At 44.5% G+C, this 26,753-nt stretch carries 27 protein-coding genes, 1 riboswitch and 1 other annotated feature; of the genes, 22 read left to right on the plus strand and 5 right to left on the minus strand.

The features are described 5' to 3' along the window. Positions 1-259 precede the first annotated feature (259 nt). Both FJQ58_RS24990 and asd read left to right on the plus strand, forming a co-directional pair. Complete coding sequence (locus FJQ58_RS24990; RefSeq protein WP_139997504.1) at positions 260-1,462, plus strand: MFS transporter; 1,203 nt, start codon at positions 260-262, stop codon at positions 1,460-1,462. Positions 1,463-1,638: 176 nt separating this feature from the next. After that, positions 1,639-1,901: a binding site (T-box leader), on the plus strand. A gap of 141 nt (positions 1,902-2,042) precedes the next feature. After that, the gene (gene asd / locus FJQ58_RS24995) at positions 2,043-3,128 is read left to right on the plus strand and encodes an aspartate-semialdehyde dehydrogenase (protein WP_139997505.1); all 1,086 of its coding nucleotides are present in this window, start codon (positions 2,043-2,045) and stop codon (positions 3,126-3,128) included. A gap of 146 nt (positions 3,129-3,274) precedes the next feature. On the opposite strand, the gene FJQ58_RS25000 is transcribed toward asd, so the two are convergent. Beyond that, positions 3,275-4,165 (minus strand): class I SAM-dependent methyltransferase, encoded by an 891-nt coding sequence (locus FJQ58_RS25000; RefSeq protein ID WP_139997506.1) that lies wholly within the window; start codon positions 4,163-4,165, stop codon positions 3,275-3,277. A gap of 181 nt (positions 4,166-4,346) precedes the next feature. Beyond that, positions 4,347-4,456, plus strand: a riboswitch (guanidine-I (ykkC/yxkD leader). Between the two features lie 100 nt (positions 4,457-4,556). On the opposite strand from FJQ58_RS25000, the gene FJQ58_RS25005 reads away from it, so the two are divergent. The 7 genes from FJQ58_RS25005 to FJQ58_RS25035 all read left to right on the plus strand — a co-directional run bounded on the left by FJQ58_RS25005 (position 4,557) and on the right by FJQ58_RS25035 (position 9,586). After that, a complete protein-coding gene (locus FJQ58_RS25005) occupies positions 4,557-4,892 on the plus strand; it encodes a DMT family transporter (RefSeq protein WP_139997507.1) in 336 nt (111 codons plus the stop codon). Between the two features lie 3 nt (positions 4,893-4,895). After that, positions 4,896-5,210, plus strand: coding sequence for a DMT family transporter (locus tag FJQ58_RS25010; RefSeq protein ID WP_139997508.1), 315 nt, complete (start codon positions 4,896-4,898; stop codon positions 5,208-5,210). Positions 5,211-5,368: 158 nt separating this feature from the next. Further along, entirely contained in the window at positions 5,369-6,229 is an 861-nt protein-coding gene (locus tag FJQ58_RS25015; protein WP_140000061.1) for a P-loop NTPase family protein, read from the plus strand. Between the two features lie 252 nt (positions 6,230-6,481). Beyond that, the gene (locus FJQ58_RS25020) at positions 6,482-7,048 is read left to right on the plus strand and encodes a TetR/AcrR family transcriptional regulator (RefSeq protein ID WP_139997509.1); all 567 of its coding nucleotides are present in this window, start codon (positions 6,482-6,484) and stop codon (positions 7,046-7,048) included. A 64-nt stretch (positions 7,049-7,112) separates the two neighbouring features. After that, positions 7,113-7,844 (plus strand): SDR family oxidoreductase, encoded by a 732-nt coding sequence (locus tag FJQ58_RS25025; RefSeq protein WP_139997510.1) that lies wholly within the window; start codon positions 7,113-7,115, stop codon positions 7,842-7,844. An 819-nt stretch (positions 7,845-8,663) separates the two neighbouring features. Continuing rightward, a complete protein-coding gene (locus FJQ58_RS25030; protein WP_140000062.1) occupies positions 8,664-9,215 on the plus strand; it encodes a TetR/AcrR family transcriptional regulator in 552 nt (183 codons plus the stop codon). Further along, the gene (locus tag FJQ58_RS25035; protein ID WP_139997511.1) at positions 9,215-9,586 is read left to right on the plus strand and encodes a DMT family transporter; all 372 of its coding nucleotides are present in this window, start codon (positions 9,215-9,217) and stop codon (positions 9,584-9,586) included. Before FJQ58_RS25030 ends, FJQ58_RS25035 begins: the two co-directional genes overlap by 1 nt. A gap of 159 nt (positions 9,587-9,745) precedes the next feature. Here the strand turns inward: FJQ58_RS25035 and FJQ58_RS25040 are convergent, their stop codons facing one another. Then, a complete protein-coding gene (locus FJQ58_RS25040) occupies positions 9,746-12,775 on the minus strand; it encodes a family 43 glycosylhydrolase (protein ID WP_139997512.1) in 3,030 nt (1,009 codons plus the stop codon). A 295-nt stretch (positions 12,776-13,070) separates the two neighbouring features. Between FJQ58_RS25040 and FJQ58_RS25045 the strand changes: the two genes are divergently transcribed. Together FJQ58_RS25045 and FJQ58_RS25050 are read left to right on the plus strand one after the other, a co-directional pair. After that, positions 13,071-13,484 (plus strand): VOC family protein, encoded by a 414-nt coding sequence (locus FJQ58_RS25045; RefSeq protein WP_139997513.1) that lies wholly within the window; start codon positions 13,071-13,073, stop codon positions 13,482-13,484. A 42-nt stretch (positions 13,485-13,526) separates the two neighbouring features. Next, positions 13,527-13,853 carry a DUF5713 family protein gene (locus FJQ58_RS25050; RefSeq protein ID WP_139997514.1) on the plus strand — a complete coding sequence of 109 codons (327 nt, stop codon included), beginning with the start codon at positions 13,527-13,529 and terminating at the stop codon, positions 13,851-13,853. A gap of 127 nt (positions 13,854-13,980) precedes the next feature. Here FJQ58_RS25050 and msrA read toward each other — a convergent pair whose 3' ends face one another. After that, positions 13,981-14,499 carry a peptide-methionine (S)-S-oxide reductase MsrA gene (gene msrA / locus FJQ58_RS25055; RefSeq protein ID WP_338016164.1) on the minus strand — a complete coding sequence of 173 codons (519 nt, stop codon included), beginning with the start codon at positions 14,497-14,499 and terminating at the stop codon, positions 13,981-13,983. Positions 14,500-14,740: 241 nt separating this feature from the next. Between msrA and FJQ58_RS25060 the strand changes: the two genes are divergently transcribed. From FJQ58_RS25060 to FJQ58_RS25075, 4 genes are all read left to right on the plus strand, one after another. Next, complete coding sequence (locus tag FJQ58_RS25060) at positions 14,741-15,382, plus strand: spore coat protein (protein WP_139997515.1); 642 nt, start codon at positions 14,741-14,743, stop codon at positions 15,380-15,382. A gap of 157 nt (positions 15,383-15,539) precedes the next feature. Next, positions 15,540-16,268, plus strand: coding sequence for a hypothetical protein (locus tag FJQ58_RS25065; RefSeq protein ID WP_139997516.1), 729 nt, complete (start codon positions 15,540-15,542; stop codon positions 16,266-16,268). A 101-nt stretch (positions 16,269-16,369) separates the two neighbouring features. Further along, positions 16,370-17,815, plus strand: coding sequence for an alpha/beta hydrolase family protein (locus FJQ58_RS25070; protein WP_139997517.1), 1,446 nt, complete (start codon positions 16,370-16,372; stop codon positions 17,813-17,815). Positions 17,816-17,849: 34 nt separating this feature from the next. Further along, positions 17,850-18,233 (plus strand): MerR family transcriptional regulator, encoded by a 384-nt coding sequence (locus tag FJQ58_RS25075; protein WP_139997518.1) that lies wholly within the window; start codon positions 17,850-17,852, stop codon positions 18,231-18,233. Positions 18,234-18,249: 16 nt separating this feature from the next. On the opposite strand, the gene FJQ58_RS25080 is transcribed toward FJQ58_RS25075, so the two are convergent. Further along, on the minus strand, positions 18,250-18,849 hold the full coding sequence (locus FJQ58_RS25080) for a TetR/AcrR family transcriptional regulator (RefSeq protein WP_139997519.1): 600 nt from the start codon (positions 18,847-18,849) through the stop codon (positions 18,250-18,252). A gap of 213 nt (positions 18,850-19,062) precedes the next feature. Here FJQ58_RS25080 and FJQ58_RS25085 point away from each other — a divergent pair, with 213 nt between their 5' ends. From FJQ58_RS25085 to FJQ58_RS25100, 4 genes are all read left to right on the plus strand, one after another. Continuing rightward, a complete protein-coding gene (locus FJQ58_RS25085; RefSeq protein WP_139997520.1) occupies positions 19,063-19,821 on the plus strand; it encodes an SDR family oxidoreductase in 759 nt (252 codons plus the stop codon). Between the two features lie 118 nt (positions 19,822-19,939). Then, positions 19,940-20,347: a hypothetical protein gene (locus FJQ58_RS25090; protein ID WP_139997521.1), complete on the plus strand. Its 408-nt coding sequence runs from the start codon at positions 19,940-19,942 to the stop codon at positions 20,345-20,347. Between the two features lie 147 nt (positions 20,348-20,494). After that, positions 20,495-21,061 carry a sigma-70 family RNA polymerase sigma factor gene (locus FJQ58_RS25095; protein ID WP_139997522.1) on the plus strand — a complete coding sequence of 189 codons (567 nt, stop codon included), beginning with the start codon at positions 20,495-20,497 and terminating at the stop codon, positions 21,059-21,061. Further along, entirely contained in the window at positions 21,058-22,173 is a 1,116-nt protein-coding gene (locus FJQ58_RS25100; protein WP_139997523.1) for a DUF4179 domain-containing protein, read from the plus strand. The genes FJQ58_RS25095 and FJQ58_RS25100 overlap by 4 nt, the downstream gene beginning before the upstream one ends. A 129-nt stretch (positions 22,174-22,302) precedes the next feature. On the opposite strand, the gene FJQ58_RS25105 is transcribed toward FJQ58_RS25100, so the two are convergent. Continuing rightward, complete coding sequence (locus tag FJQ58_RS25105) at positions 22,303-23,370, minus strand: LLM class flavin-dependent oxidoreductase (protein ID WP_238404337.1); 1,068 nt, start codon at positions 23,368-23,370, stop codon at positions 22,303-22,305. Positions 23,371-23,580: 210 nt separating this feature from the next. Here FJQ58_RS25105 and FJQ58_RS25110 point away from each other — a divergent pair, with 210 nt between their 5' ends. The 3 genes from FJQ58_RS25110 (at position 23,581) to FJQ58_RS25120 (ending at position 26,716) form a co-directional block, all read left to right on the plus strand. Beyond that, on the plus strand, positions 23,581-24,768 hold the full coding sequence (locus tag FJQ58_RS25110) for an NAD(P)/FAD-dependent oxidoreductase (protein WP_139997524.1): 1,188 nt from the start codon (positions 23,581-23,583) through the stop codon (positions 24,766-24,768). A 33-nt stretch (positions 24,769-24,801) separates the two neighbouring features. Beyond that, on the plus strand, positions 24,802-25,665 hold the full coding sequence (gene sigJ / locus FJQ58_RS25115; RefSeq protein WP_139997525.1) for an RNA polymerase sigma factor SigJ: 864 nt from the start codon (positions 24,802-24,804) through the stop codon (positions 25,663-25,665). A 148-nt stretch (positions 25,666-25,813) separates the two neighbouring features. Beyond that, on the plus strand, positions 25,814-26,716 hold the full coding sequence (locus FJQ58_RS25120; protein ID WP_139997526.1) for a LysR family transcriptional regulator: 903 nt from the start codon (positions 25,814-25,816) through the stop codon (positions 26,714-26,716). Positions 26,717-26,753: the final 37 nt, after the last annotated feature.

Raw genomic sequence — 26,753 nt, forward strand, 5'->3', positions numbered from 1 at the left:
TATACTAGAATTGGTCGTGAAAATGGAAATAAGGTGGGAAATATAGCTGGAAGGGTTTGAGCTCGATGGTTAAGAGGATGCTGCTTGAATGTTTTTTTCTTGACAAGAGCGAATAATGAGACTATAAGTTAAATATACTTATTAATCTTCTTTAATAAGTATGATCTTTTGTGGCGGTAATGAAAAAATGGAAATAGCAACGAATCTTCAATCTGCTGCGAGTCGGGGTTGAGTACGTTGCCCGTAAAGGAGTTTATTTATGGCAACATGGTTTCTACTCATTATTTATCTTGCTTTTATTAGCTTGGGGATTCCTGATTCATTGCTTGGGGCGGCATGGCCGGTGATGCATCCTGAAATTGGAGCTTCATTCGAATCGGCAGGCTTGTTAGCGATGATTGTATCAGCAGGCACGATCGTATCCAGTTTGTTTAGCGGCAGCGTTATCGAGAAATATGGAACGGGCAAGGTTACTTTGTTCAGTTGTATCTTGACCGCAGGGGCATTGTTAGGCTTCTCCTTTTCGCCTTCCCTGCTATGGCTTATGCTGCTGGCTATTCCTCTTGGCCTTGGCGGGGGGGCTGTTGATGCTGGGCTCAATAACTATGTAGCTACTCATTATAAAGCCCATCATATGAGCTGGTTGCATTGCTTCTGGGGTGTAGGCGCCACCATGGGTCCTATGATTATGTCATATTTCATTGCGAATCATAACTCTTGGAGACAAGGCTATTTTCAAGTTGCGATGATCCAGTTCAGTCTCGTGATCCTATTGCTCGTGACGCTTCCCTTATGGAAGCGGGTGGCATCCTTAAATCAGTCAAAGGTCTCTGAAGCACAATCGGAATCAAGCCTTATGGACATACCACAATCCAAAGCGAGCTGGAAAGCAACCCCTCTTCATATTCGAGGCGTTAAGCCTACGCTTGTTGCATTTTTATTTTATTGCGGCGTTGAAGCAACGGTTGGATTATGGGGAGCCAGTTATCTCGTAGGCTCTAAAAATGTTTCTGCGGAGACGGCAGCCAGTTGGATATCTTTGTATTATGGCGGAATAACCGTCGGTAGGCTAATCACCGGATTTATAACGCTGAAATTAAACAATCGTGTCTTGATTCTCCTAGGCCAACTCACCGCGCTGGCGGGCGGGCTTACTTTATTGCTCCCGCTGCCTGATGTTTTTACGCTCATTGGTTTTATACTGATTGGCCTTGGGCTCGCGCCGATTTACCCTGGTTTGCTTCACGAAACACCCGAGAGGTTCGGCAAAGAAAACTCAGCAAAATTGATGGGCTATCAAATGGCGGTTGCTTACACGGGCACTACGTTATTGCCGCCTCTGTTTGGCCTCATTGCTTCATATTCAAGCATCTCTCTGTTCCCGGCAGCCGCACTCCTTTTTATCCTGTTCATGCTGTTCAGCTCGGAGAAAGTAAACCGAACGTTGAAACAAAAAGCATGAAAATATGGTTAGTTATACGGTGGATTACAGAAGCTTAGAGAAGCAAGGAATCGTAAGATCTATTGTTTTGTTGCGTAAATTTGGCTGGACAGGGAATCATTAATTGTGAAAAGAAATCTAATTTTTAAAATTCATGTTTACCGATGAAGCGTTTTTTGATAATATAATCGTAATATTAAAATGCGATGAAGAGATGAGTAAATAAATGAATTCTTTCACAGAGAGCTCCGTCAGCTGAAAAGGAGTAAGAGTTCCTTATTGAAAAAAGGCTCAGAGCAGCACATCGGAACCGTAAGTAAGGGGGATGGTGTGTCAGGAGCTCCTGTTACAGAGCTAAAGTATAAGCTTTCATGGCTAAAGCCGTACTTGAAGAGGCTAATATGGAGACATATTAGTAAACCTAGGGTGGTACCACGAGTATAATAATCTCGTCCCTAAGACTGATTACAGTCTTAGGGACGGGATTTTTTTGATTTTACCAAGGAAATAGAGATCATGTGTAACAAAAAGTACACCTCTTAATAGTGTGTGAATAACGATGTAAGAAAGTTCAAATCAAGCTGAAGGGAATGGATTGGGTATGACAGAGAAATTAAAAGTTGGAATTGTTGGAGGAACAGGCATGGTCGGCCAGCGGTTTGTGCAGTTGCTGGATCAGCATCCATGGTTTGAGGTAACGGCTATTGCGGCGAGTGCGAGTTCAGCTGGCAAGACATATGAAGAATCAGTCCAAGGCAGATGGAAGCTGGCTAGCCCTATGCCTGAAGAAGTGAAAAATATTGTCGTTCAGGATGCTTCGAAGGTGGAGGAATTTGCCGCTCAAGTCGATTTTATTTTTTGTGCCGTAGATATGAAGAAAAATGAGATTCAAGCTTTGGAAGAGGCGTATGCGAAGACAGGCACGCCTGTCGTTTCCAATAATTCGGCTCACCGCTGGACACCAGATGTTCCTATGGTCATTCCGGAAATTAATCCGGGTCATCTTGATGTGATCACAGCTCAAAGAAAACGCCTTGGGACCTCTACGGGTTTCATCGCAGTCAAACCTAACTGTTCCATTCAGAGCTACGTACCGGCGCTTCACGCATTGCTAGACTACAAGCCTACGCAAGTGGTGGCATCGACGTATCAAGCCATTTCGGGAGCAGGCAAAAACTTTACCGATTGGCCTGAAATGTTAGATAATGTTATTCCTTATATTGGCGGCGAGGAAGAAAAAAGCGAGCAGGAGCCGCTGCGTATTTGGGGCAGCATTCAAAATAATGAAATTATTAAAGCAAATGCTCCGTTAATTACAACGCAGTGTATTCGCGTGCCTGTTTTGGATGGGCATTTGGCTACCGTCTTTGTATCGTTCGAGAAAAAACCTTCAAAGGAAGAAATTCTCGCACGCTGGCTGCAATTCAAAGGCCGGCCGCAGGAGCTTGGCTTGCCAAGCGCACCGAAGCAGTTTATTACTTATTTTGAAGAAGAGAATAGACCGCAGACGAGGCTAGATCGTGACATCGAGCGTGGTATGGGCGTTTCGGCAGGACGGTTGAGAGAAGACACTCTCTACGATTATAAATTTGTTGGATTATCGCATAACACTTTGCGCGGAGCTGCGGGCGGTGCCGTTCTGATCGCCGAATTGCTTAAAGCGGAAGGATATATTCAGGCAAAATAGAGGCATGCTTTCCAAATGATTACCTAGATAACGCAATAAAAAAAGTCCCGATCATTTTATGATTGGGACTTTTTATGTGCTAAAGGCTATGCGTTGGAATGATATAAGGAATTAACCTGTGTCTCTGACTTGAAAAAACAATAAACTCAGACCTCTCTCGTATACATGCTTTGTTCCTGCGTATGGATTAAAACTTTGCCAAAACGTCCCCCTTGATGGATGACGACCTTATCGGCGGGGTAAGTTTTCTCCAAATAGTCAGAAACAATGATCCGAGTTTTCTCATTCACAGGCACATTATGAATTTTCAGCCACACGATGACCTCCTCAAGAGCGGCTTCTCTGGAGAGCTCTGTCGTTTTCATTTCCCGGGATATAATGGATTCAAAGCTATAGCCTTTGAGGTACAATAAATGAAGCAAGTATGCCATTTCTAACTGCTCTGATTTGAAGGCTTGATCGGTGACCAATGGCCAAACTTCATTCACAAGACTATGCTCTCTGGAGCCGGTAGGCTGACTGATATAGCAGTATTGCCTTGAGCAGCTTAATACCCGTTCCACGCTCTCCCAATCGGAAATAACCGGACACATGGAGACAAACACTAAATCAAAGGCATTTTCCCATCCTTTTGCTTGAATATCAATATCTTCGAAGGGCTCCTGTATAATTTCAACCTGTCCGATGGGGAGTTCCGCAATATTATCCTTTAGTATATCAGCCAGAGGCACACAAGGCTCAACGGAGGTAACGGTTGCCCCTTTCTCTGCAAAAGGCACGGAAAAGCCGCCAGAGGCTGCTCCAATGTCCAAAATGGCCGCATCTTTGAATGTTACACCTTGTCCTTCGATCCAATTCATGATCCGTTTCGTTCGCTTTTTTCCTTCCTCATTGAATACCTGTTCGTTAAAAGAGCTGGCTTTATCGTCAAAGGCATGGGTCCCGTCAATTCCGGCACGTTTCATCTTGTTCACCGATGTATGGGGATCATTCTTCCAAGCATTTTCCCATTGAGCTTCAATAAAAAAATCATTCATCCTGGTTCCTCTTTTCCATACATAAGTAGTGTGAAAATGCGATGTTTTTCAATAAAGTATATCATAGATTAATTATATCTATAAATCAATAAGCAATGTTGAAATTTTTGATCAAAACCAGAAAGCCTTCGTTTTTCCTTGACAGTGTCATTTAAGTGTGTATAATTGGGGGCAACCGAATAAAAAAGTTTTCTAGGGTTCCGCAACTCGGCTTTAAATGCTGTTGGACTGGTCCGAGAGAAAACTCACATCCCTTAGGATGTGCCACGGAGGGATAAAAGCCTGGGAGATAAACTGCAACATTGCAGTTTGTTTCTTGGGCTTTTTTGCGTTCTGTAAATATTTGGTTTCTTTTTAAGTCATTATAACTAAAAGAAGGAGAGTGGCAGGTATGAATAAAACTTGGGTATCCGTTTTGATTGCGGCTTTTTTTGAAGTAGGTTGGGTGGTTGGCTTGAAATATGCCATGGGTTTTCTGGAATGGGGGGCAACAATCATCGCTATCATCGTAAGTTTCACTTTAATGATTTCAGCTGCGCGGTCGCTGCCTGTAGGAACCGTTTACGCTGTATTTGTTGGTCTTGGAACGGCAGGGACGGTGTTAGCGGAAATTATATGGTTTGATGCAGAGGTTCAATTTGGAAAAATGATTCTGATTGGATTGCTGCTGCTGGGTGTCATTGGCTTGAAATTGCTTAGTAAAGATAAGCAGAAAGAGGGGGTATAAACGATGAATTGGACATTTTTAGTTTTGGCAGGCGTATTTGAAATGGTGGGCGTTCTTATGATTAATAAATGGCATAAAGATCGCAGCTGGCGCGCTATGCTCCTGCTGATTGCAGGCTTCGGGCTGAGCTTTTTGTTCTTGTCACTGGCCATGAGAACTTTAGCCATGGGTACCGCTTACGCGGTCTGGACTGGAATTGGAGCATCAGGCGGCGCGGTGCTGGGGATGATATTTTACAACGAACCACGGAATGGATTAAGAATTTTGTTTATAGCGATGGTGCTTGGATCTGCTGTTGGCTTAAAGTTGGTGAGTTAATGGTCAGCATTTTATAGATTTTAACTTGTTATGGTCTATAAAGCTGGTTAGCTGTGATTTATATAATTGCCTAAAACTTTCCAAATATAGTATGATTGTTGGATACATTCAATTTAATATAGATACAGGCAAGCGGGGGGAAAGGAGTGACTTTTATGATGAGTTCGAAATTAGTGTTAGTAGAAGGACTGCCCGGTTTCGGGAAAACGACAACGGCTAGGCTTGTTCATGACATTCTTACGGAAATGAATATTAAGTCTCAGCTGTTTTTAGAGGGGGATTTGGAGCATCCTGCTGATTATGATGGGGTTGCTTATTTTAATGAATATGAACTCAATGCATTGTTGGTTGCCCATGAAAAGTTTAAAGATGTACTGAGCCATCTCATCATAAAACAAGGCGATCATTATTTCTTAGAATATCGAAAAATAAAAAGTGAATATGGCTCAAGTTTTCCGGATGATTTGCTGCAAGACGTTGTCAAATATGATATATACGAATTATCACTAGATCAAAACAGGAAATTGATAACCGATAAATGGAAAACGTTCGCCGAAAATGTTTCGACTAACTCAGATACCTTTATTTTTGATTGCTGTTTTATACAAAATCCCGTAACTATGGGCATGATTAAACATGATGCAAAGAAAGATGATATTGTTAGCTACGTTAAAGAATTGGCAAACATCGTGGAGCCATTGAATCCTTTATTAATTTACGTGGAACAGAGCGATCTTAATCACTCCTTTAAAAAAGCAGTTAAGGAAAGGCCTAAAGAATGGTCTGAGGGTTTTATAGAATATTATACAAATCAGGGGTATGGGGAAAATCATAGTTATCAAGGATTAGAGGGAACTCTGGAGGTTCTTAAAGCGAGACAGGAGCTGGAAAGGGAAATCGTTGATGTCGTAAAGATAAACAAAGTGAAAGTGGATAATTCTTGTTATCAGCTAAACGAATATAAAGTAGTATTAGCGGGCATTTTATCTAAATATTTTAAAGCAAAAGACGAACTCTAAGCTTTTTCTAGAGCGAATAAGATTAAACCCGATCACTTAAGGTCGGGTTTTTCAGTTTGCTGGTAAAGCTAACTTTCTTTACAAGCCTGTTGATTAACCACTAAATGGTAGCCAAAGAGTAGTCAACTAAGTAAAATGTTTGTACCCTAGAAACCAATTGTCCAAAGAAAATAAAGTGTTGAATGACTTGACTAGGATAGAGGAATATTTTATAATTGGTCGACCAACCAACAATGCTAGAAGGGAGGAAATATGATTACAGAGCCGCTAAATAACCGGGATCTCATTATCGCCAAGACGCATGATCTGTTGATTGAGTGTGGTATTAAAAATACTTCAATAAAACGGGTTGCACAATCTGCTGGTATCGCACCAGGCTTGATTCATTATTATTTCAAAAGCAAAGAAGAGCTTATTTTGGCAGTGCTGGAGGAAGCTAAGGGCCAATGCCTTCAGGACTGGGATGAAATTCTCCAGCAAGCGAAGGACAACCGGCAAATCGAACACGTTTTAAAGTTGTGTAAGGAACGGTTATTTGCGGATTTAGAGGTATACCGGCTACGGTTCGAACTTTATTCCAACGGTCTAAATAATTCGAATCTCAAGTCGCATGTGAATGAACTATTACAGGAAGAACAACGGAAAATCGCTGAGCTCTCCACTCATCTTATCAGAAAAGAAGGCGTTAATCACGAAGCTATCGCAGCTACTTTGACCGCCGCGTTCGATGGGCTGGCTCTGCGCAAACTGACTGACGAGAGCTTCGATTTGGATGAGGCGTATGAAACATTAAGTGAAATGTATCTTTCGTTCACTTAATGCTTCATTTTTAATTATTATTGGTTGGTCGACCAACCTAAAAAACGCTATGGAGGAATAATAAATGGATACACTACATGAAAAAAAAGTCGTGATTATTGGAGGTAGTTCTGGTATTGGATTGGCAACTGCCGGTCACTTACTTGAAGCAGGGGCTAGGGTTGTTATTGCTGGACGATCTCAGACAAAGCTAGACCTTGCGCGAGAACGCTTCGCTCATTATGGTGAGAATGTAGAGGATTATGTTCTGGATATGATGGATGAACTGCAGGTGAAACAATTTTTCAAACAGCGGATCAAGCAGTTCGATCATCTCGTGATTAGCGCTTCAGAAACTTCCTTGGTCGATTTTAAAGAGTCCGAGATGCAAACCGTGAAGGAATTATTCGCCAGCAAATTTTTCGGTCCCTACCAGTTGGTTAAACATGCAGCGCCTTGGCTATCGAACGAAGGCTCGGTTACGCTGTTTTCGGGAGCGGCAGCATTCAAGCCGGCCAAAGAAACGGTGGTTCTCGGCTCAGTGAATGCGGCGGTTACCTTTTTTGGTCAAGCTCTGGCACTCGAGCTCTCTCCTATTCGGGTCAACGTGGTTTCTCCAGGCATTATCGATACACCAGCTCACAGCAGTATGGACGTTACTACCCGCAATCATTTTTTCCAACATGTGGCATCTAGTCTTCCTATAAATCGGATCGGGACCGCTGAGGATGTCGCTGAAAGTGTTCTTTATCTCATTCGAAACGGATTTAGCACGGGCAGCGTTTTGCATGTGGATGGAGGGCAATCCATTGTGTAATTAAGGATAAAAGAGAATAGCAAAGTAATCGACTTTGAACTGATCGAGGAGGCAACGAATCCGGCGATTGGACACTGCAAGAGATATTCTGCATGCCCGACAAAATTCATGGTCATCCCGATTACGTGACGGGAAGGAAGCTATTCATACATCCGCAGCGCCCGTATAAAGAAAGGGCCGCCCTTCAAAGGATGGCCCTAAATATGCCGCTCCTGCCAATGCGGTGAAGCGCATCATAGGTAACGGAAAAGTTAATTAACTAACAGGAACCGTTAGTTAATTAAAGTAGCGCCAGTCTCGGACTTTATTTTTTGTCCTTGGCTGTCGCTTTTTCATTTTCTAGGCTCAGTCTAAAACTTATGTTAGGGAGTCTGACGGAATGACAATTCGAATAGGCACGTGGAATCGAGTCATGCGTTTGGATCGTTATAAAAAAGAGGGACAATCCTTCTCCACCTCGTGACAATGTTCATATTGAAACACTACGAGCCTTGCGACGTCAAGTTTTCGATGATTCTTCTGTAATCCGGGATATCACCTGTCAACTTGGCACATCTCAGTGTCGTTCTGATTTACGTCATCGTGTGGTCATTTTTTGTGATTTGGAGGGTACAGAAATTCGGATCGCTACAGATTTAATAGGAATAACGGCGGAACAAGTCGCCCAGATTTACAAAGCTCGTTGGCAAATAGAGGTTTTCTTTACTTTGTTCTTAATCTAACAAGCAACAGAGCTCATTGCGAAAGTTTATTTAGCTGCCGATCTATTTGCTTGAAATAAAACCGTCCAGACGGTACAATAATATTGAGGTGACAAAAATGAATTCAAGTAAAAAGGAAATCAAAAGAGAGTTGATTCTTAAAACGGTTTCGCAGATTGTACACGAGGAAGGTGTGGAGAAATTAACGTTGGAGGCTGTTGCCAAAAGAGCGGGGATCAGTAAGGGAGGTTTGCTTTATCATTTTCCCAATAAGGAGACATTAATTCTAGGCATGATTGAGCAGTTATCCAATAACTTCGTGGAAGAATTTAACCAAAAAGCGAATGCTGATCATCATTCCAGAGGAAAGTGGACGCGCTCCTATATGGAGACATCCCTATTCGGCGACAGGGAAGAAAACGATCTGTACACAGCTCTTTCGGCAGCTCATTTCACTAATCCTCAAATGCTGCAACGTCTGCGGGACGAGTATTTTGAAATCCAGGATAAAATTGAAAATGATGAATTAGACCCGGTTCGCTCTACGATTGTCCGTTTAGCTATAGATGGTTTATGGTTTGCAGAAATGTTCGGGCTGGCTCCTCCTAAGGCAGAGCTCAGACAACGGATTATTGAACAATTGAAAGCAAGTATCAAGGAGGATGAATAATGGCGTATTTATTCCTAGCCATCTCTATTATTGGAGAGCTAATTGGAACTTCTATGCTTAAGGCTTCGGAAGGTTTCACTAAATTGTATCCTAGCTTATTAACGATTGTAGCGTTTACTGTATCATTCTTTTTTATCTCACTAACGCTCAAAACTCTTCCTTTAAACATGACTTATGCGATCTGGTCAGGGGTAGGAGCTGTGGCCACGGCGGTTATTTCGGTATTGATCTGGAAAGAAAAAATAAATACGGGAAGCATGGTAGGCATTGGATTAATCGTAATTGGAGTTGTGGTTTTGAACTTATTTGGTGCAGGGCACAGCGAGGCAAAGGGCGCGACAGAAATGACAAGTACAGTTGTAGAAAAATGAACATGGGATGTTTTAAAAAGCCCTTCAACAGTAATAACTTACTTAATCAGAACCTTGACCGAAAATATTACAATCGGGAATAAGAATACAGGCTGCAGATAAGTCTGCAGCCTGTTTTGGTAACAATCATTGAAGGAGTATGAACCAATCCCTACTTCATTAGATTATCGATTTTGCAATATAGGCGAGATCGGCAATATCAATGATGCCATCATGGTTGATATCCGCTTTTTGAACAGAAATCCAATCTGGGCTTGCTTGGGATTTACCATAGCTGGCGGCTACAATAGCCAGATCGCCAATGGTCAATTTTCCATCCGTGTTCATATCACCCGTCAGGACTGGCTTGACTGATTGCTTAAACGACTGCAGCGCAAGATTTAAAGCGCTTGCTGCTTGATCGATAGCCGTTTGCGTTTCGGCGTTTTCGGATACTGCTCTAGCCGTATCGATCGCTGTTTGCAATGCAGCCTTGGAACCGGCCGGGTATTGTCCTGGCGCATTGCCTTCAATAGCAGCGTTGACCGCGGCCTGCGACTGAGCAATTAACGTAAGCAAAGCTTCTTTATTCAGGTCTTTCGCGCCAGTAATTTGAACGTTATAGGTTACAGGAGCAAGAGAGGTTTCTATGCCCGCAGAGTTGGCCAATTGAGCCTGAGAAAGAGTAAGGCTGGCTTTAGCTGTCTCTTTGAGAGCTTTCCAGCTTAATTGCACGAAGTCGCCATCAGCGTTGACCGCATGTTCTGCGCCTTGGCTTGCCACTAGGATTCTCACTTGGCCAGGGATATCCTTCTTGAAGTCAATGACCATAAGACCATCCTTTAGCGGCTCTGCTGAAATAAATTCAAGCTGGTTAGGATCATAGTTGAATGTCAGATCCTGGGCGAAAATCGCATCGTCCGCCTTAGTTGAAACTTGGGATAAGCCAAAGTTTACCGCGAAGCTGCTGCCTAATGGGATCTGAGAAACGCCGGTAAGAGTGCCCTTTAAGTCTGTAGAAGGAACGGAATTGGGAACATCGGCCTTATACATAGTTACGTAATCCACATTCACATTCCCGATACTGCCATTATCAATCCGATAGCTGATTACGTTTGGACCTGCTTTTAAGGTTAGGCGCTCAGAAGCAGTAAACCATTCTTCCCAACTAATTGCCGTTTTATCTGGAGCAGCTGTTTTGACATGTACTCCATTTACGTACACATTGATTTGAGCTCTTGCGGGCAATTGGGAAGTAGGGTTATTCGTTGACTCGCCATTTACTTGTACGCCATAGGCATATCTTAACCCTACGATATAATCGCCATTTTCTTGCGCGTTTACCACAAAGCTGGCTTCAGCGCCGGACTCCTTTGGCAAATGAATATAACCGGTTCCTTGATAATTGGCATGGCTATTGTCTTGGGTGATATTTCCAAACAGTAAAGCATCTTCCGCTTGATACATATCTCCCAGACCCAAATCACCGGAAGGCAAGTTTTGCCACTCATAAGGGGAGACAGGCTTTCCGAAATTAGGAGTTCCATCAGCATTCCAACTGATTTTTTGGATATTTACCTGACGCCACCAGTTACGTCCGGTATCTTTATACACCCGTGAATGATAAATCATCCAATCTTCTTTGCCGTCTGCCGACTTTACAAAACCAGCTCGTGCTGGACCGGATACATCGCCGGTAGCGACAAATACATCATTGGTGCGAGTCCAGGAGTTAGGGTTCAAGAAATCCCCATCTGTATTGGTGAAATAAGATAAACGATAACTATTGGATGCATAGTCGCCTTCGGACATGGTAATAAAAACTTTTCCGTCTTTTTGCAAGACACGGGGACCTTCTCCGCCGCCACCTGGCAGGAAGGAGCGGTCTGCCGTAATCGTATAAGGGTTATCCATTGGTGCGATGGCCGGGCCGATCGGTTCACCGGCGCCTAGCGTGCCCCATACCGCATAGAGCTGTCCCTTGTAATCGAATACCGTAAAGTCGTTTGCTTGCTTAATGACTCCATTTTCGCCGGCATAAAGAGCGCCTTTATCCACATACGCCCCTTGGGGATCATCCGTTACGGATTCCAGGACGGTGGCCATATGCTGGTAGCCATATTCTTTTAAGTCAGCGCAGTAATAGATGTACCATTTACCCTCCAAGAAGAAGATTTCGGGAGCGAAAATACGAGTTTGCGTACCTTTTGAATCGAATACCATCACCTTTTCGCCTTGATCGATCAAGGTACGGGATTTGGATACGTAAACCTTATTGTTGGAGTCGAGGTTGCTAGAAGACACAAAGTAATAAAATCCATCTTTGTAAGTGACAAAGGGGTCCTGGCCTTGATATAGAGGGTTGTTGAACTTCTCAGCGATGGAGGAACTCATGACGCCCAGTTCGAGCATAAAGTCGGAACGAGATGTGGAAGCGGTTTCAATTCCCTTTATTAATAATGCAACCTTATCGAGATCACTAATTTCTTGATTATCAATGGTGCCAAGCAATTCTACTGCAGCTGCTTTAGCCGCATGCAACCGATTTGTAGCAGTTTCTGATACTTTATTTGCAAAGTTTTCCGTCAAAAAATCCATTTTTTGAATTTCAGACGTCAAATCGCTCTTTTTCGTTGTAATGGTGCGGTCAGGTGGTAAGTAAAGAGCGGATTCCGGAACAATTTCTCTTTTTTGGCTTGCGCTTTCCCATTCCATTCGTAGCCAAGCGCCGCCCCAGCCTTGTAAATACTCAACTTTGATATCATAATGTTTACCTGCTTCCAAAGTCACAGGTGTGCTCACTTGCGGGAGTTCCCATTTTTGCTGCCAAAAATCGATAATCAGCTCTCCGTTAATCCATAATCTAAACCCGTCATCGCCTACCATGTGAAAGGTGTAAGCTTCGGTATATTGCGGAACGATGGTGCCTGTGAACCGTGCAGTATGATAATCCGGCGTTCCCGACAGCTGATTAAAAATACTGGCAAAGGAGTCGCCGTTTAAGTTTCCAACGGCTCTTTCGCCGCGGAAATCATCGAAATTAAATATGGTAATATCTTCTCTGTTATTAGGATTTTTTTCACATCTAAAAAACTCACCCATTAATCCGTGACCGTCCATTGTTGAATCTGCAGCGTGCACAGTGAGAGGAAGCACAATTGTACCTGCAAAGAAGAGGATTGCCATCACAATTCCGATTATTCTTTTCACCCTATCCCTCCTAATTTCTCAATCATTCCAATTTAGTTCAGGCTGTCCGTACGCATTCCTATACTCCTATTGCTTATATCATTTCCTCCTTTTTTTCTCCATCCTTGTGTTTCAAACTTAACATATTCCTTTGATTATTGATTTCTAATATCCGGCATTTTTTTACACTATTCTGTCCTTTTTCTTCGATAGAACTTAATTCCTTATTGAGGCAGGAATGTCTAGGCAGCGAATGGAATTTGTATCAGAAGTAAATAGCTATAAGACTAAGGTTTGTTTATAGGGAGGAATAACTATGGCGGGACAAGTTTGGATCAACCTACCAGTCAAGGATCTCAATAAATCTAAATCGTTTTTCACGGAAATTGGATTTTCTTTAAATGAAGGGTTTGGAAATGCTGATGATCAAGCTAGTCTAGTTATCGGAGACAAGAATGTAATTTTGATGCTTTTCCCTGAGTCTACATTTCAAAAGTTTACAGGCAATAACATTTCGGATACCACAAAAGGCACCGAAGTATTGTTTTCGATTGGCGCAGAGAGTAAGGAAGAAGTGGATGAAATGGTTTCAAAAGCAGTAAAGGCTGGCGGAACGATCTATGGACAGCCCCATGACCAGGGGTGGATGTATGGTGCAGGTTTTGTGGATTTGGATGGTCACCGTTGGAATCTGCTATATATGGACATGAGCCAGTTTCCTGTTAAGTAGATAATTAGGAGAACAGAAAGACTACAATAGAGGAGAGATTTTATGAAAAAATTGCCTGCGGATTTTGTTTATTTGGAGGATATGTACAAGGACAGCTATTATCCCACATTTCTGGTGGACAAGGTGAAGAAGAGCATGGAAGAGGTTGTATTGTTTTTGGAAAGCGGTACATACTCGATTGCTGAGATCCAAGCAAAGCTGGATGAGATGACGATAGCTATCAATGACCTGCAGGAGGAATTTGATGAAAATGGAAGTGACTTGGAAACGGTGGCAAGAGAGGCAATCGGAATGACGGTTGAAGCATTGCTAACGTTTTTTGAAGTAGACATCGATGTCGAAACGGCAATACAAGAGCGAGACTGGTAACCTTTTGAAAAGACTTGAAATGGTTTGAGCAGCATAACCAAAGAGAGCGGGAATCAGGACAGTTGCCTGGCTTCCCACTCTCAATAGAATTAGAAATCCTCGCTCTTCCCCTATGAGGGGCTTCGACTTACTTCCAATACTTCTCTATAATAGCGTCACGGCCGGAATAGACCCTTGATTCCTTATAAAACTTCGGATTTTTACGGTGATAGTTTTGGTGATATTCTTCAGCCGGATAAAAAACAGTCGCTTCCTCAATAGCTGTCGCAATCGGCTTGTCAAAGCGTCCGCTCTTTGCTAGCTCTTCTTTGGATTTTTGGGCAAGCTCGCGCTGTTCTTCATTGTGGTAAAGAATAGCGGCTCGGTATTGGCTTTTACGGTCGTTCCCTTGTCCAGTGGCATCCGTTGGGTCGATCTGCGGCCAATAAAGCTCCAATAGTTTCTCATATGGGAAAATGTCCGGATCGAAGGTAATTTGTACAACCTCCAAATGCCCCGTTTCTCCGGTTAATACTTGCTCATACGTAGGGTTCTCCAGCGTTCCGCCCATATAGCCGGACAGAATGCCGTGAATGCCGGGCTGTTCTTCAAACGGACTTACCATGCACCAGAAGCAGCCTCCGGCAAACGTTGCTTTTTGTATCATATGTTTTCCCCATTTCTTTAGCTAAAGCAGTTTTTTACAAGCGCTAATGTTCTAATAGTTTACGGTATGCAAACTATTTAAGTCTAATTATATCTATTTATATTCGATTCGTACATTCATTTGATAAAGATAAGCAGCCGATTTTATCATATTGAGATTGAAGCCTGCCTGGTTGCATAATTCCGTTCGTAACCCATCATACTTAAAGAGGCTATCACAATCAAAAGGACAAAGGGGATTAATGATGAACCAGCAAAATCAGTTCAATGGCAGGATGACCAACACTCCACAAATGAATCATGGGGGCCACGAGTTTTTTGATGTGCATGAAGTATTGTCATGTTCGATTAACCTGCTGGATCAATTCATGATTTTTAGGCCGTATGTGCGGGATAATGAGTTATTGGATATTTTGGATCGACAATACAACTTCGCTCTCATGCAATACAACTTGACCGTAGAATGCTTTGCCACAGGGCAAAAACCAAGCCAGGAAACCGCAACGTATATGATACGGGATATGATTCAGCCGATCTATCATTTACAGCCATCCGAACCGAAAAGGCCAAATCAATCCTTAGCGGAAGTGAAGGATGCCGGGATTAGCGCCTACATGCTTGGACTTGTGAAAGGGCACGCTTCATTGTTAACGATGAGTGCCGTGGAAGTAACCAATCCCATTGTGCGCCGGGTGCTTGCTTCGCAGGTGCAACATTTTGTTGAGATGGCTTATGAAATTTTTATGTACCAAAACAAAAAAGCTTATTACCAAGTGCCACAGCTGGCGTATCAGGATATGCAAATCATGCTGAATGCCTATGCCCAGCCCATGGGGACGCCACAAATGCCGCCTAACAATGGAATGGCATATGGCTCTCATTAAAGTCCAAACAGCGGAAGAAGCGCGTTCCCATCAGAAATCATCAAAGGCTGCCATTTGGCAGCCTTTTTATTTGCGTAATGAAGCGAAAAGTAACGTAGCAGGCTTTATTTTGATTTATACTATAGAAATCTTATGGTTTATAAGGAGCGCGGGAGCGATGAGGGTTGTTACCTATGAGCTGGTGCCATGGGCAACAGGCCTGACATCAGCTGGCTTGAACAATATTGCCAGTCATAAATTATTGATCAACGGTATTTGTATATCGGCGAACTTTCCACAAAAATTAGAGCCTAATCCACTTTTGCAAATCGACATTTGCAGCGAATGTTTTGAGCCTGGCTGCACGGCGAGCGGGTATGTTCAGGTGTTTGAGCAGGATAGCTACGTGATTTGGAAGGAGCCTTACGATAAGGAAAAGGCCAATGAAGTGGAATCGGCTACCGGCATACGCGCAGGAACAATCTATTGGGATTCGAATCAGTATGCCAATTTCACAGTTGAGTTTGGGTTAACGGATTCAGGCAAGCGAACGCGGCTGCCAATCGAGCAAGCGATTGATTTATGGAGAATACAAGGGGCTAAAACCCTTATTGGTCACATGCCTTCCCATTTTATCAGCATTGAGCGTCTGGAGGAGAATATAGTTGGTTTTTATTCCGTAAATCTCACGGCTAAGGAGTCAGAGCGTTTATATTTGGAAGGAAAAAAGAAATTGTTCTCCTCAGACCCGTCAACATTAACGATCGCTGAACTTACAGAAAGGGCCGTTAAAATTACAGCTATGCTGGACGTTAATCCGTATAGAGAATGGGATTGTATCTACTTAGAAAACGAGAAAATATGGTATCCGATTGGTGGAAACTTAGCCTTTTGTCTGGAAGAATAAAATAAAAGCTTGACCTTGAAGTATACTTCAACCTTTATGCTTATCTAAATTCAACAATGGTTCCTCGTTGTAGGACCAGAGATAAGCGGAGGTCATGCATAATGAGAGCATTAGAGGTTATGGTAATTGTAGTTATTTTAGCGGCTGCAGCAGGAGTTGTTTTTGCCAAAAGAGATCGGCGGCTGGATGCCATGCTGCTGTCCGGCATCGTCATTGTAGGCTTGCTGCATGGGGTGATTGATCATTTGCGAATACAAATGGTTCCTGCTTATGCAGTGGCCGTGATCCTTTTGGTTGTCTTGCTGCGCAGGCTATTTATGCCTTACAAGCATATTTCAAGTTCATGGTTCAAAAAAGGTTTGCTGTCCATAATCATTTTGGGGGTGAGTGGTTTGTCCGTTTATTCCAGCCTGCTTCTTCCTGTATTTACTATGCCTGAGCCAACAGGAAACTACGCCATCGGCACCATTTCCCGGCATCTTACGGATGAAGCCCGTGCAGAAACGAAAAGCGCGGATCCTGATGCCAAACGGGAGCTTTTGATAAATGTATGGTATCCCGTTGATCAAAGCGTGGCCGAAGGAAAACCGAAGGAGCATTATCCATCTGAGGTTGGCGAAGCCATTAGTCTGGTATTTGGCATACCGAAGCAGTTATTTAGCCATGTCACCAAAATATCGACGCATGTGGTAGAAGGTGCAGTCCTCTCTGGCAAAGAGCCTAGCTATCCCATCGTCTTTTTCTCTCCAGGCATACGTTCTACCCGCTTTCAAAGCATGACGGCAATCGAGGAGCTTGTCAGCCACGGCTACATTGTCGTTGGCATGGACCATCCTTATACCTCAGCTAAAGTGACATTCGAGGACGGCCGATCTATTTTATATCAAGCCGATCCCGATTTTCCAACTTCGTCCGGGCTGTACAATTATAATGTGGAGGGAGTAGGCATTCGTGTAGCTGATGCCCGTTTTGTCCTTGATACGATTACAGAATGGAATACCAAGGACCCTAATGGCTTGTTTGAAGGCAAACTGGATTTGGAGCGTGTCGGGATTTTCGGGCACTCTTATGGCGGTGCAACAACGGCGGAAGCCCTTGCGCAGGATAAACGCTTCAAGGCAGGCGTAAGCTTGGAAGGCGGATTCTGGGGCGAGGTTGCCCATACGGGCTTGCAGCAGCCGTTCCTGTATATGTTGACAGGCGGCACAGCCAAGAGCTTGGACCCGGCAAACACAAATAAGGATAAAGTGTTTTTTGATGAATTTGAGACGGATCTTGATTCGGTGATGACCAAAAGCACAAATGATACGTATTATTTGATCGTGGATCACTTTATCCATCAGAGCTTTACGGAAATTGCGCTGCTGGCTCCTTCCTTGTTTGCGAAGGAAGTTGATCCGGTTCATAATATAGACATTACACGATCTTATGTCACGGCGTTCTTTGATCAATATTTGAAAGGTGAGCATCAGGTGCTCCTGGATGGACCGTCTGCTAAATATCCGGAGGTTGCCTTTGACGGCAAGTATACCAAAAAGAGCTCATGATCAGAGTGATGCTTGAGAGAGGCAGGCGATTGGCGTGGAAGGCATGACTCGAGGCGAGCTCGCTAAGCGTACCGGCTTAACTGCGGCAACGATTCGTTATTATGAGGATAGCGGCATCCTGCCTGTTCCGAGCCGGATAGCCAATGGATACCGTATGTATTCGGAAGATTATCTCGTGAAAATCAAGTTCATTAAGGATACCAAATCGTTAGGCTATTCACTAAAGGAAATTCAAGAAGTGCTGCATATGCTTAAGCAGGAGATGGATGCGGAGACCTTAAAGGCGTTGGTGCGCAATAAAATCGTAGAAATTGATGAGAAAATAAAATCGCTGCAGGACATACAAGCGATGCTTGGTGGTTTATTGCAAACACCGCAGGACGAAATTCTCAATTACATGCATTCCTTCCGTGACTAGCATGACTAAAGCACCCCTAGGGGTGCTTTTTGATCGTTTTGGCAGACGTTGGACGCCATTGGAGCATCTTCACAAGCTGCTCCTGCATATAGGAGGGAGAATAAACAAATCCGTTCTCGATCCAATAGAATACGAGTCCAAGCAAAGCGCTCATGGAGTAGATCGTCATAAGCTCTTGATTAATATCGCTAACTGTATGTTCTAACTCTTCCGTCACTATATTTTTTAGTGCTTCGAACATTTTATCCCGGACGAGGGAGAGGACATCGCTTTTTAATAGGATTGTATAAATCGATGCATGCTCATAAATATGGTCAAAGAGCATAATGGAGGCTGCAGGAAGCTCGTTTATTCGAATAACGTCTGTTTTTTCATAAGGTGCTCGGAAAGAGCGAAGCAAATCTTCAATTAATTCAGACATGATCTCATCGAGCAATGCTTCCTTGCTCTCATAATGAGTATAGAAGGTTCCTCGGTTATAATTCGCCAGCTCTACAATTTCAGTAATCGAAATGGTTGCGAATCTTTTTTGTGACATCAGCTGCATGAAAGCATGCTTTAATGCCTCTTTGCTGCGAATAATTCGTCGGTCGATTTTTTTGTGCGATACAGTCATTCGGCTTCATTCCTTTTTTTTATTCAACAGAAAGTGAAGATATGTTCGTTAGAGTACAAAGCGAAGCTTTTTACTGATTGTAATCTATTTTCACTCTCATTATACTCGAAAGTAACAGTTGTTCTCTATTGAACAGTTGTACAAAAAAGTGAACTTATTGAATATCCCTAAACGCTTGATGAGATACTATCCTAAACAATGGAGGAATTAAACATGAGACTCTCTGGTAAAGTTGCTGTAATTACAGGTGCGGCATCCGGTATGGGAAAAGCGATTGCAGAACTATTTGCATCGGAAGGCGCTAAAGTAGTAGTCTCCGATCTGCGCTTGGAAACCGCACAAACGGTTGTAGCACATATCGAGTCATTGGGTGGAACGGCAATTGCCGTTGCTGCTAACGTTGCCAAAGAAGAGGATGTTCAACAATTAATCGATACGACAGTAGACACCTTTGGTACTTTGGATATTCTTATTAATAATGCAGGCATTATGGATAATTTCGTACCCGCGGGTGACCTTACGGACGAGTTGTGGGAGCGTGTCTTTGCGATTAATACAACAGGGCCTATGCGTACGATTCGTAAAGCGCTCCCTATTTTCACGGAGAAGAAAAGCGGCGTTATCGTCAACATTGCTTCGGCAGGCGGGTTATATGGCTCTAGAGCAGGCGCAGCTTACACGGCCGCGAAACATGCGGTTGTCGGGCTGACCAAAAATGTGGGCTTCCAGTATGCCAAAGTAGGCATCCGCTGTAATGCGATTGCGCCAGGTGGCGTAAGCACGAATATTAGTACAACGATCAAAGAGCCGAATCCATTTGGAATGGAGAGGGCAATGGTTGGCATGGGCATCAATCCCCGTACAGGAGAGCCGGAAGAAATCGCTAAGGTTGCGTTGTTCTTGGCTTCGGATGATGCAAGCTTTGTAAACGGTACGGTTGTAACAGCTGATGCAGGCTGGACAGCCTACTAAAGTTCAGGACAATCGAAAAAGCTGGTCAGACTAAAACTCTGACTGGCTTTTTTTGCTGCAAGGATGGACTCCCATGTTTTCCTATAATGGGTTATTATGAAAGGGGGGGGGACGAGTCATGAAAAAGGATGAAGTGGTGGGCGTTTGGTCTGCTGATGCCTTATATATGCCTGGGCCAAGTGACGAGATCATCTATTTTATGGAGTCTGGGGACGGTTGGGTTGAATATTTAAATTGGTCGCTATGTTCAATTGAAACGTTCAAATGGTGGCGAAGCGCAGATGGAAAACTACATATTCAAAGCAATATGCTGTTCGAAGATCATAAAACTTCGACGGAAATAGATGAATTGCATGCTAATTTAGATATTTGTATTCAACAAGGGATGACTAAGACAAATCAGCCAATTACGATTTTAAGCGCTCTGAACGCTGACTTATTTGGCAATGATAAATACGGACTGCTCAGCAGCACCATTGAAAGTGATTATTTTAGTAAACGATTGAGTCTATTGAGAGATGAGTAGAGGAATATTACTAACCCCAATTTAGAAAGTCGATCTCCTTCTGGTGAAGGGGTCGGCTTTTTTTTATGGAACAGGTGAGAGAAAATTATTTTAACTTCGTTGTATAGGATGTAAAAGCTTTTACAAAAAAATAAGGAGCTTTAAGACATGAAGTCAAATGACGCCAATTACATTCAGCGGCTGCAGCGAAAAAAAGAGGACGCTCTGGAATATATCGTTGATCAGTATTTGCCATTAATGAAAGGAATCACGTTTAAGGTGCTCTCTCCACTCGGTAACGATGGAATCATCGAAGAATGCATCAATGATATCTTTTTGTCGATTTGGGAGCATGCGCATAAGTTCGCAGGTGATTCGACTGATTTTAGAAAATGGATCTGTGCGATTGCCAAGTTTAGAGCGGTTGATTATTACCGTAAACATAATAAGTTAACTAATCTCCTCTCGCAGGAGCAGGAGATCGGTACGGGAGAATCAGCGGAAGATGAGCTCATCAGAATGGAAGACCGATCGGAGCTTATCAAGCTAATCCATTTGTTGGAGCCTGTGGACCGGGATATTTTTATAATGAAGTTTTTTCTCGGATTCAAAACGGGAGACATTGCTGCCAAGCTGGGGCTCACCAAGGCTTCCATTGATAACCGGATCTATAGAGGCAAGAAGAAGCTGAATGACAAAGCGACAAATCTTAATTTTGGAGGCAGCATGCTATGAAGGACATTTACGAATTATTAAATGATTTGGATATCGATGAGCATGAAGCTGTGGAGATGGAAGTCGACGAGCTGGAGAAAGCGAAGGTGAAACGGGCATTGAAGGAATCCATTATTCAGAAACGGAAAAGGAGAAGCTGGAGAAAGCCGGTGGCTGCGGCTGTTATGGTTGTTGGATTATCCGCGGCAACACTCGGGTTAACGTTTCCGGCTTACGCAGTTAGCTTGCCTGTTATCGGAAACATTTTCAAATTTTTAGATGTGGGCAAAGTCGGCGTTTATGATCATTATCAGGAATATTCCACAGAAATGAACTTGACGGCAGAAAGCAATGGCATTAAAGTCATCATCAATAATGCGATCTTTGACGGAGAAACGGTAGCCATAACCTATTCCCTCGAGACCAATCAGGATTTAGGCGAAAGCCCATATTTGCGAGGGCTATTGGATATGAAAGGCTCGATAGGCGGGGCGGGCGGCTCCAAAATTACAAAGGTAGATTCAAACCGATATGTTGGATTAATTACAGAAACAGGCTTCTTTAAAAATGAAAAACCGGACACTGTCAAAATGAACTGGCAGATCGAGGGCATGGTTGTCCAGGAAAACCAGAAAGAAATTAAAGGCAAGTGGAGCTTCGTATTTGCACTGGAGGCGACGGAGGCGGATACCAGAGTTGTAGGTCAAAGCTCGGAGCTTGATGGCGTGACAGTTCAAATTGGGGAACTGTCAGTGACGCCAATGTCCTTCATCGTGCATTATGACCAACTCGTTTCAGAGGAAATTCGAAACAAATGGCATGGGGTAGATGTGGACATTGAAGTAAAAGACGACTTAGGTAATCTATATTCTGGGAAAGGGAATGGAGGCACAGGGGACAACAAAGGCTACCATACAAGCTGGAGCAAGACATTTGAAAGACTAGATCCTAACGCAGCGAAGCTCATCCTAACGCCGCACATCAGGTTATATGAATATACTTCCGAAAATTTCGGTTCCGCAGAAGAGACCAAGGACGGGCCTAAATCCGCTGCGATACTAGAAAAATCTGGAAAGGGGCAGGAACAGTTTACGATGGAGGACATGGTCATCGATTTAGGTAACCTTAAATAAACGGCAAACTCCCGAGTTGCAAAAATAAAGAAGTGTCCCAGCGCTAACGGCCTCGGACACTTCTTTGTTGTGTAGTACATGGTGCAAAGCAAGCGCTATAGCTTGCTTCGCATAGTTGTAAGGATTCGATTATGCTTCGCTTTTGGCAAGCTCTTTGCGTACGATTGGCGCCACTTTAGTGCCAAGCAGCTCAATGGCGTGCAGAACCTCGCGGTGGGGCATCGTGCCAACATTAACATGCAGGAAGAAACGGGTAACGCCAAGGTTTTTGCGCAGCAAAATGATTTTCTCAGCCACATATTCAGGGTCGCCGACATAAAGGGCGCCACGAAGACTGCGCGCAGCATCGAAAGCCGCACGGTCGTAATTTTGCCTCCAACCGCGCTCGCGGCCGATGACATTCATTTGGGCGGCTGTTGGCGCGAAGAACATATCGGCTGCTTGTTCCGTCGTGTCGCCTACGAAGCCGTGGGAATGTGTGGCTATTTGCAGCTTGCTCGGATCGTGCCCGGCCCGTGCGGCAGCTTCCTTATAGAGAGAGACTAAAGGCGCAAAGCTTTCCGGCATGCCGCCGATGATTGCGAAGGCAATGGGCAGGCCCAGCGTACCGGCTCTTACGGCCGATTCCGCGTTTCCGCCGCTTGCAATCCAGACTGGCAGCGGGCTTTGGACCGAACGTGGATAGACAGCCAGATTATCGATGGCAGGGCGATGCCCTCCGCGCCAGCTGACTTTCTCCGAAGATCTAATTTTAAGCAGCAGCTCAAGCTTCTCTTCGAACAGTTCCTCGTAATCGTCAAGACTGTATCCGAACAGCGGGAAGGATTCGATAAACGAACCGCGGCCCGCCATGATTTCAGCCCGTCCGTTCGAGATGCCATCTAAGGTTGAGAAGGCTTGATAGACGCGTACCGGATCATCGGAGGAAAGCACGGTAACCGCGCTCGTTAGCCGTATCCGTTTGGTCATGGCAGCCGCGGCAGCCAGCACGACGGCAGGAGCCGTACCTGCATAATCCGCCCGGTGATGCTCTCCGATTCCGTAAACGTCCAGGCCGACCTGATCGGCGAGCACGATTTCTTCAACTGCATGGCGCAGACGCTCTGCATGGCTCATGATGACCCCAGTCACCGGGTCAGGTGTCGTTTCCAAAAACGTACTTATTCCTATTTCCATTCCAGCAGCCAAATCGGCCATATATAACTCCCCTTTCAATAGTTTTAGTTTACTAAATTATTTATGGTTTCTCAACTAAAGTAAGCATTTTGTTATGTACTTTCTCATGAAAGTTGAGTCGATTCAAGTACCGTTAGTTATCCTTTTAAAAAAACACGTCATATTTGCTTCTCATTTGTCACAAAACGAGCTGCTATTTCGTTCTATTGCCAAACAGAAGGAGTGATGATGATGAAGACGTTGACATGTGTGGTTATTGGCGGGGGATACGCAGGAATACACTCGGTGAAAGAAATTCAAAAAATGGGGAAGAACAGTGGGAACGCTCCCCGGCTTCGTCTTATTTTGATCGATAAAAACAGCTATCATACCCGAAAAGTGCTGCTCTTTAAACCAGCTGTTGCAAACGAGGACATTACGATTCCGTTCAGCAGCATGTTTCCGGGTGGGGTGGAGTTCGTTCAAGCAAACGTAACTGGAATCGATACGCAATCCCAAAGGCTGGTCTATCAGAAAACTAAGGATGATAAGGAGCAGACGCTCAAATATGATCTTCTTGTGCTCGGGATCGGCAGTGTGGTGAGGCAGCCTGAGGCTAATCAAGGCGGCATAGCGCTTACCGGGGTAGCTGAAGCCAATGACATTAAAGCCGCATGGCGTTCGAACTTACAGATGGCTGTTCGGGAGCGCAATCCAAAAGAGAAGCAGCGATTAATGAGCATTGCCGTGGCGGGAGCGGGCATAAGCGGCATTGAAACCGCAGCTGAGCTGGCTCATCACGTCCGGGAAGATGCGAGGCAGCTTGGTCTTGATCCCAAAGAGGTTGCGATTCGTTTATTTAACGCAGGAGAGCGATTATTCTCGGATGGTCCTGCCAAAGTAGGCGTGAAGCTGGAAGCTGCGCTTCATTCCTATGGCATTACGGTCGTACATGGAAGCAAAGTAGTGCAGGAGAACAAAGGGAAGCTGACTCTGTCGAGTGGCGAGGTTGAACCCATTGGACTATGCATTTGGACGCTGGGCCTGCTGCCGAATCCAATGCTGAGGACGGTTGGCGTACCGGTGACGGCGGATGGTTACGTGGTGGTGGATGAAAGCTACCGCGTGAAAGGCGCGAAGGGGGTCTACAGCATTGGCGATTGTGCCCAAATTCAAGATGCAGCCAGCGGGCGGTTGGACGGGAAAACCTGTAAGGAAGCGACAGCGCAAGCAGCTCGTCTGGCCAAGGTTATCGCTGCTGATTTAGCCGGTCGTCCTGCGCCCGTTCATAAAAGTTTTATGGATTTTTACTGCTTCGGTCTCGGGCCGGATAGAGGCATGGCTTGGACGCGCCAATGGGGCATCGATATGGTTTTCACAGGCAAGCTGGGCTGGAAAATGAGAAAGTACTCATGGGATATGGCTAGTCTGCTAAAATAGGGAACAAAGGAATACAAGATGGGAAGTGAGACGATGCAGAAGCTGTATGAGCAGTATAGAGGATTATTGTTTACGCTTGCCTATCAGTTGACGGGCTCGGCCGCCGATGCGGAGGATATGGTGCAGGACGTATTTGTGAAAGCCTATGAGGTTCCGCTAGAGCGAATGGCAGAGCCTAAAGCGTATTTGTGCAAAATGATAACGAACCGCTGCCGTGATTTGCAACGATCCGCTCGCAGAAGGCGTGAGCATTACTTCGGGGAATGGCTGCCTGAGCCTATTTTAACATCAGATGACGAAACGTATGAAGCGGTTGCGCGGGGCGAGCTGCTGTCGTATGCCATGCTTGTCTTGCTGGAGAGGCTGTCTCCCTCGGAGAGGGCGGTATTCGTGCTTAGGGAAGCGCTCGGCTTTGATTATGCCGCGATTGCAGAGCAGGTGGACAAAACGGAAGCCAATTGCCGTAAGATCTACAGCCGTGCACAAGGTAAAATGGGTGTTTCTGCAGAAACGCCCGGTTTCACGGAAACGGCGAGCGAGCCATGGATTCGCGCCTTTCTGACTGCACTGGAGCAAGGCAACTTAGAGGCAGTCGTCACCATGCTTGCTAAGGATGCCGTGTTAATCTCGGACGGTGGGGGCAAAGCTTTGTCTGCCGTTCATCCTATCCAATCCCGAGAGCATGTTATCCGTTTCCTGCTTGGCATTATTCAAAAAGGCGCCAACGAGGAGGGCGGCTTCGAATTTGAGCTGACGGAAATGAATGGCCAGCCAGGGCTAATTGTAAGGACACGCAACAGAATCGAGACGGCAGCGCTGCTGCATATGGAGAATAATGAAATTCGCAGCCTGTACTTAATTAGAAACCCGGATAAGCTGCAGCGTTTAGAAAGGTGAAAATTGAGCGATTGGATCAGATAAACTATAATAGAGAGAACGATTAGTTTAGCCAATTTGAGCTGATATAAATGGCCCGTTCGTCTGCCGACCGATTAGGAAAGAGGTTGAGCGGAAGCGGGTCTTTACGATAAAGGAGAGCATTTCATTGACGCTGCAGCAATTAAAATACATTATTGAGGTCGCGAATCGGGGTTCGATCAACGAAGCGGCCAAGCGTTTGTTTATTTCCCAGCCCAGCCTGTCGAATGCGATAAGGGAGCTGGAAGAAGAGATGCAGCTTGCGATCTTCGATCGGTCGAATAAAGGAATCTCGCTCTCGAAGGAGGGAGTCGAGTTTCTTAGCTATGCCCGGCAAGTGGTGGAGCAGGCGGAGCTGCTGGAGAGCCGCTACCTGAACGCGAAGCCTTCCCCGCAGCATTTTTCCGTATCAACCCAGCATTATGCTTTTGCGGTCAATGCGTTTGTAAGCCTGATACAGGAATACGGCCATGAGGAATACGAGCTCGCCTTGCGCGAGACGAAAACCTATGAAATTATAGAGGATGTCAAAAATCTGCGCAGCGAGATTGGCATTCTATATCTGAATGAGTTCAACGGCAAAGTCATTAATAAGCTGCTCAAAACGGCCAATTTGCAGTTTAACAGTTTGTTTATGGCTAAACCGCATATTTTCATCAGCATCAAAAATCCGCTCGCCAAGCAGTCAATCGTTACGATCGACCAGCTGCAAAACTACCCTTATTTGTCTTTTGACCAAGGAGAATATAATTCGTTTCATTTTTCCGAAGAAATTTTAAGCACAATGTCTCATAAGAAAAGCATCCGTGTGAACGATCGTGCTACTTTATTTAACTTACTAATCGGCTTAAATGGCTACACCATTTCGACGGGCGTGCTTAGCAAAGACCTCAATGGCAACGAAATTATCCCTGTACCGCTGGATTGCGAGGAAACGATCAATGTCGGCTGGATTTCACATAAAAACGCGTCGCTCTCGAAGCTAGGATCAGCCTATGTCGAAGCGCTAATAGAAGCAACCTCGCCTTAATTTATTGGTATAGCCAAAAGCTATAACTAGCTATAGT

It is taken from the genome of Paenibacillus paridis (assembly GCF_006345825.1).
In the GTDB taxonomy this organism is placed as follows: domain Bacteria; phylum Bacillota; class Bacilli; order Paenibacillales; family Paenibacillaceae; genus Pristimantibacillus; species Pristimantibacillus paridis.

Bases quoted from the DNA above. Each gene is read 5' to 3' on its own strand.
- FJQ58_RS24990 (WP_139997504.1), top strand. From the start codon at position 260: ATGGCAACATGGTTTCTACTCATTATTTATCTTGCTTTTATTAGCTTG.
- asd (WP_139997505.1), top strand. From the start codon at position 2,043: ATGACAGAGAAATTAAAAGTTGGAATTGTTGGAGGAACAGGCATGGTC.
- FJQ58_RS25000 (WP_139997506.1), bottom strand. From the start codon at position 4,165: ATGAATGATTTTTTTATTGAAGCTCAATGGGAAAATGCTTGGAAGAAT.
- FJQ58_RS25005 (WP_139997507.1), top strand. From the start codon at position 4,557: ATGAATAAAACTTGGGTATCCGTTTTGATTGCGGCTTTTTTTGAAGTA.
- FJQ58_RS25010 (WP_139997508.1), top strand. From the start codon at position 4,896: ATGAATTGGACATTTTTAGTTTTGGCAGGCGTATTTGAAATGGTGGGC.
- FJQ58_RS25015 (WP_140000061.1), top strand. From the start codon at position 5,369: ATGAGTTCGAAATTAGTGTTAGTAGAAGGACTGCCCGGTTTCGGGAAA.
- FJQ58_RS25020 (WP_139997509.1), top strand. From the start codon at position 6,482: ATGATTACAGAGCCGCTAAATAACCGGGATCTCATTATCGCCAAGACG.
- FJQ58_RS25025 (WP_139997510.1), top strand. From the start codon at position 7,113: ATGGATACACTACATGAAAAAAAAGTCGTGATTATTGGAGGTAGTTCT.
- FJQ58_RS25030 (WP_140000062.1), top strand. From the start codon at position 8,664: ATGAATTCAAGTAAAAAGGAAATCAAAAGAGAGTTGATTCTTAAAACG.
- FJQ58_RS25035 (WP_139997511.1), top strand. From the start codon at position 9,215: ATGGCGTATTTATTCCTAGCCATCTCTATTATTGGAGAGCTAATTGGA.
- FJQ58_RS25045 (WP_139997513.1), top strand. From the start codon at position 13,071: ATGGCGGGACAAGTTTGGATCAACCTACCAGTCAAGGATCTCAATAAA.
- FJQ58_RS25050 (WP_139997514.1), top strand. From the start codon at position 13,527: ATGAAAAAATTGCCTGCGGATTTTGTTTATTTGGAGGATATGTACAAG.
- msrA (WP_338016164.1), bottom strand. From the start codon at position 14,499: ATGATACAAAAAGCAACGTTTGCCGGAGGCTGCTTCTGGTGCATGGTA.
- FJQ58_RS25060 (WP_139997515.1), top strand. From the start codon at position 14,741: ATGATGAACCAGCAAAATCAGTTCAATGGCAGGATGACCAACACTCCA.
- FJQ58_RS25065 (WP_139997516.1), top strand. From the start codon at position 15,540: ATGAGGGTTGTTACCTATGAGCTGGTGCCATGGGCAACAGGCCTGACA.
- FJQ58_RS25070 (WP_139997517.1), top strand. From the start codon at position 16,370: ATGAGAGCATTAGAGGTTATGGTAATTGTAGTTATTTTAGCGGCTGCA.
- FJQ58_RS25080 (WP_139997519.1), bottom strand. From the start codon at position 18,849: ATGACTGTATCGCACAAAAAAATCGACCGACGAATTATTCGCAGCAAA.
- FJQ58_RS25085 (WP_139997520.1), top strand. From the start codon at position 19,063: ATGAGACTCTCTGGTAAAGTTGCTGTAATTACAGGTGCGGCATCCGGT.
- FJQ58_RS25090 (WP_139997521.1), top strand. From the start codon at position 19,940: ATGAAAAAGGATGAAGTGGTGGGCGTTTGGTCTGCTGATGCCTTATAT.
- FJQ58_RS25095 (WP_139997522.1), top strand. From the start codon at position 20,495: ATGAAGTCAAATGACGCCAATTACATTCAGCGGCTGCAGCGAAAAAAA.
- FJQ58_RS25100 (WP_139997523.1), top strand. From the start codon at position 21,058: ATGAAGGACATTTACGAATTATTAAATGATTTGGATATCGATGAGCAT.
- FJQ58_RS25105 (WP_238404337.1), bottom strand. From the start codon at position 23,370: ATGGCCGATTTGGCTGCTGGAATGGAAATAGGAATAAGTACGTTTTTG.
- FJQ58_RS25110 (WP_139997524.1), top strand. From the start codon at position 23,581: ATGAAGACGTTGACATGTGTGGTTATTGGCGGGGGATACGCAGGAATA.
- sigJ (WP_139997525.1), top strand. From the start codon at position 24,802: ATGCAGAAGCTGTATGAGCAGTATAGAGGATTATTGTTTACGCTTGCC.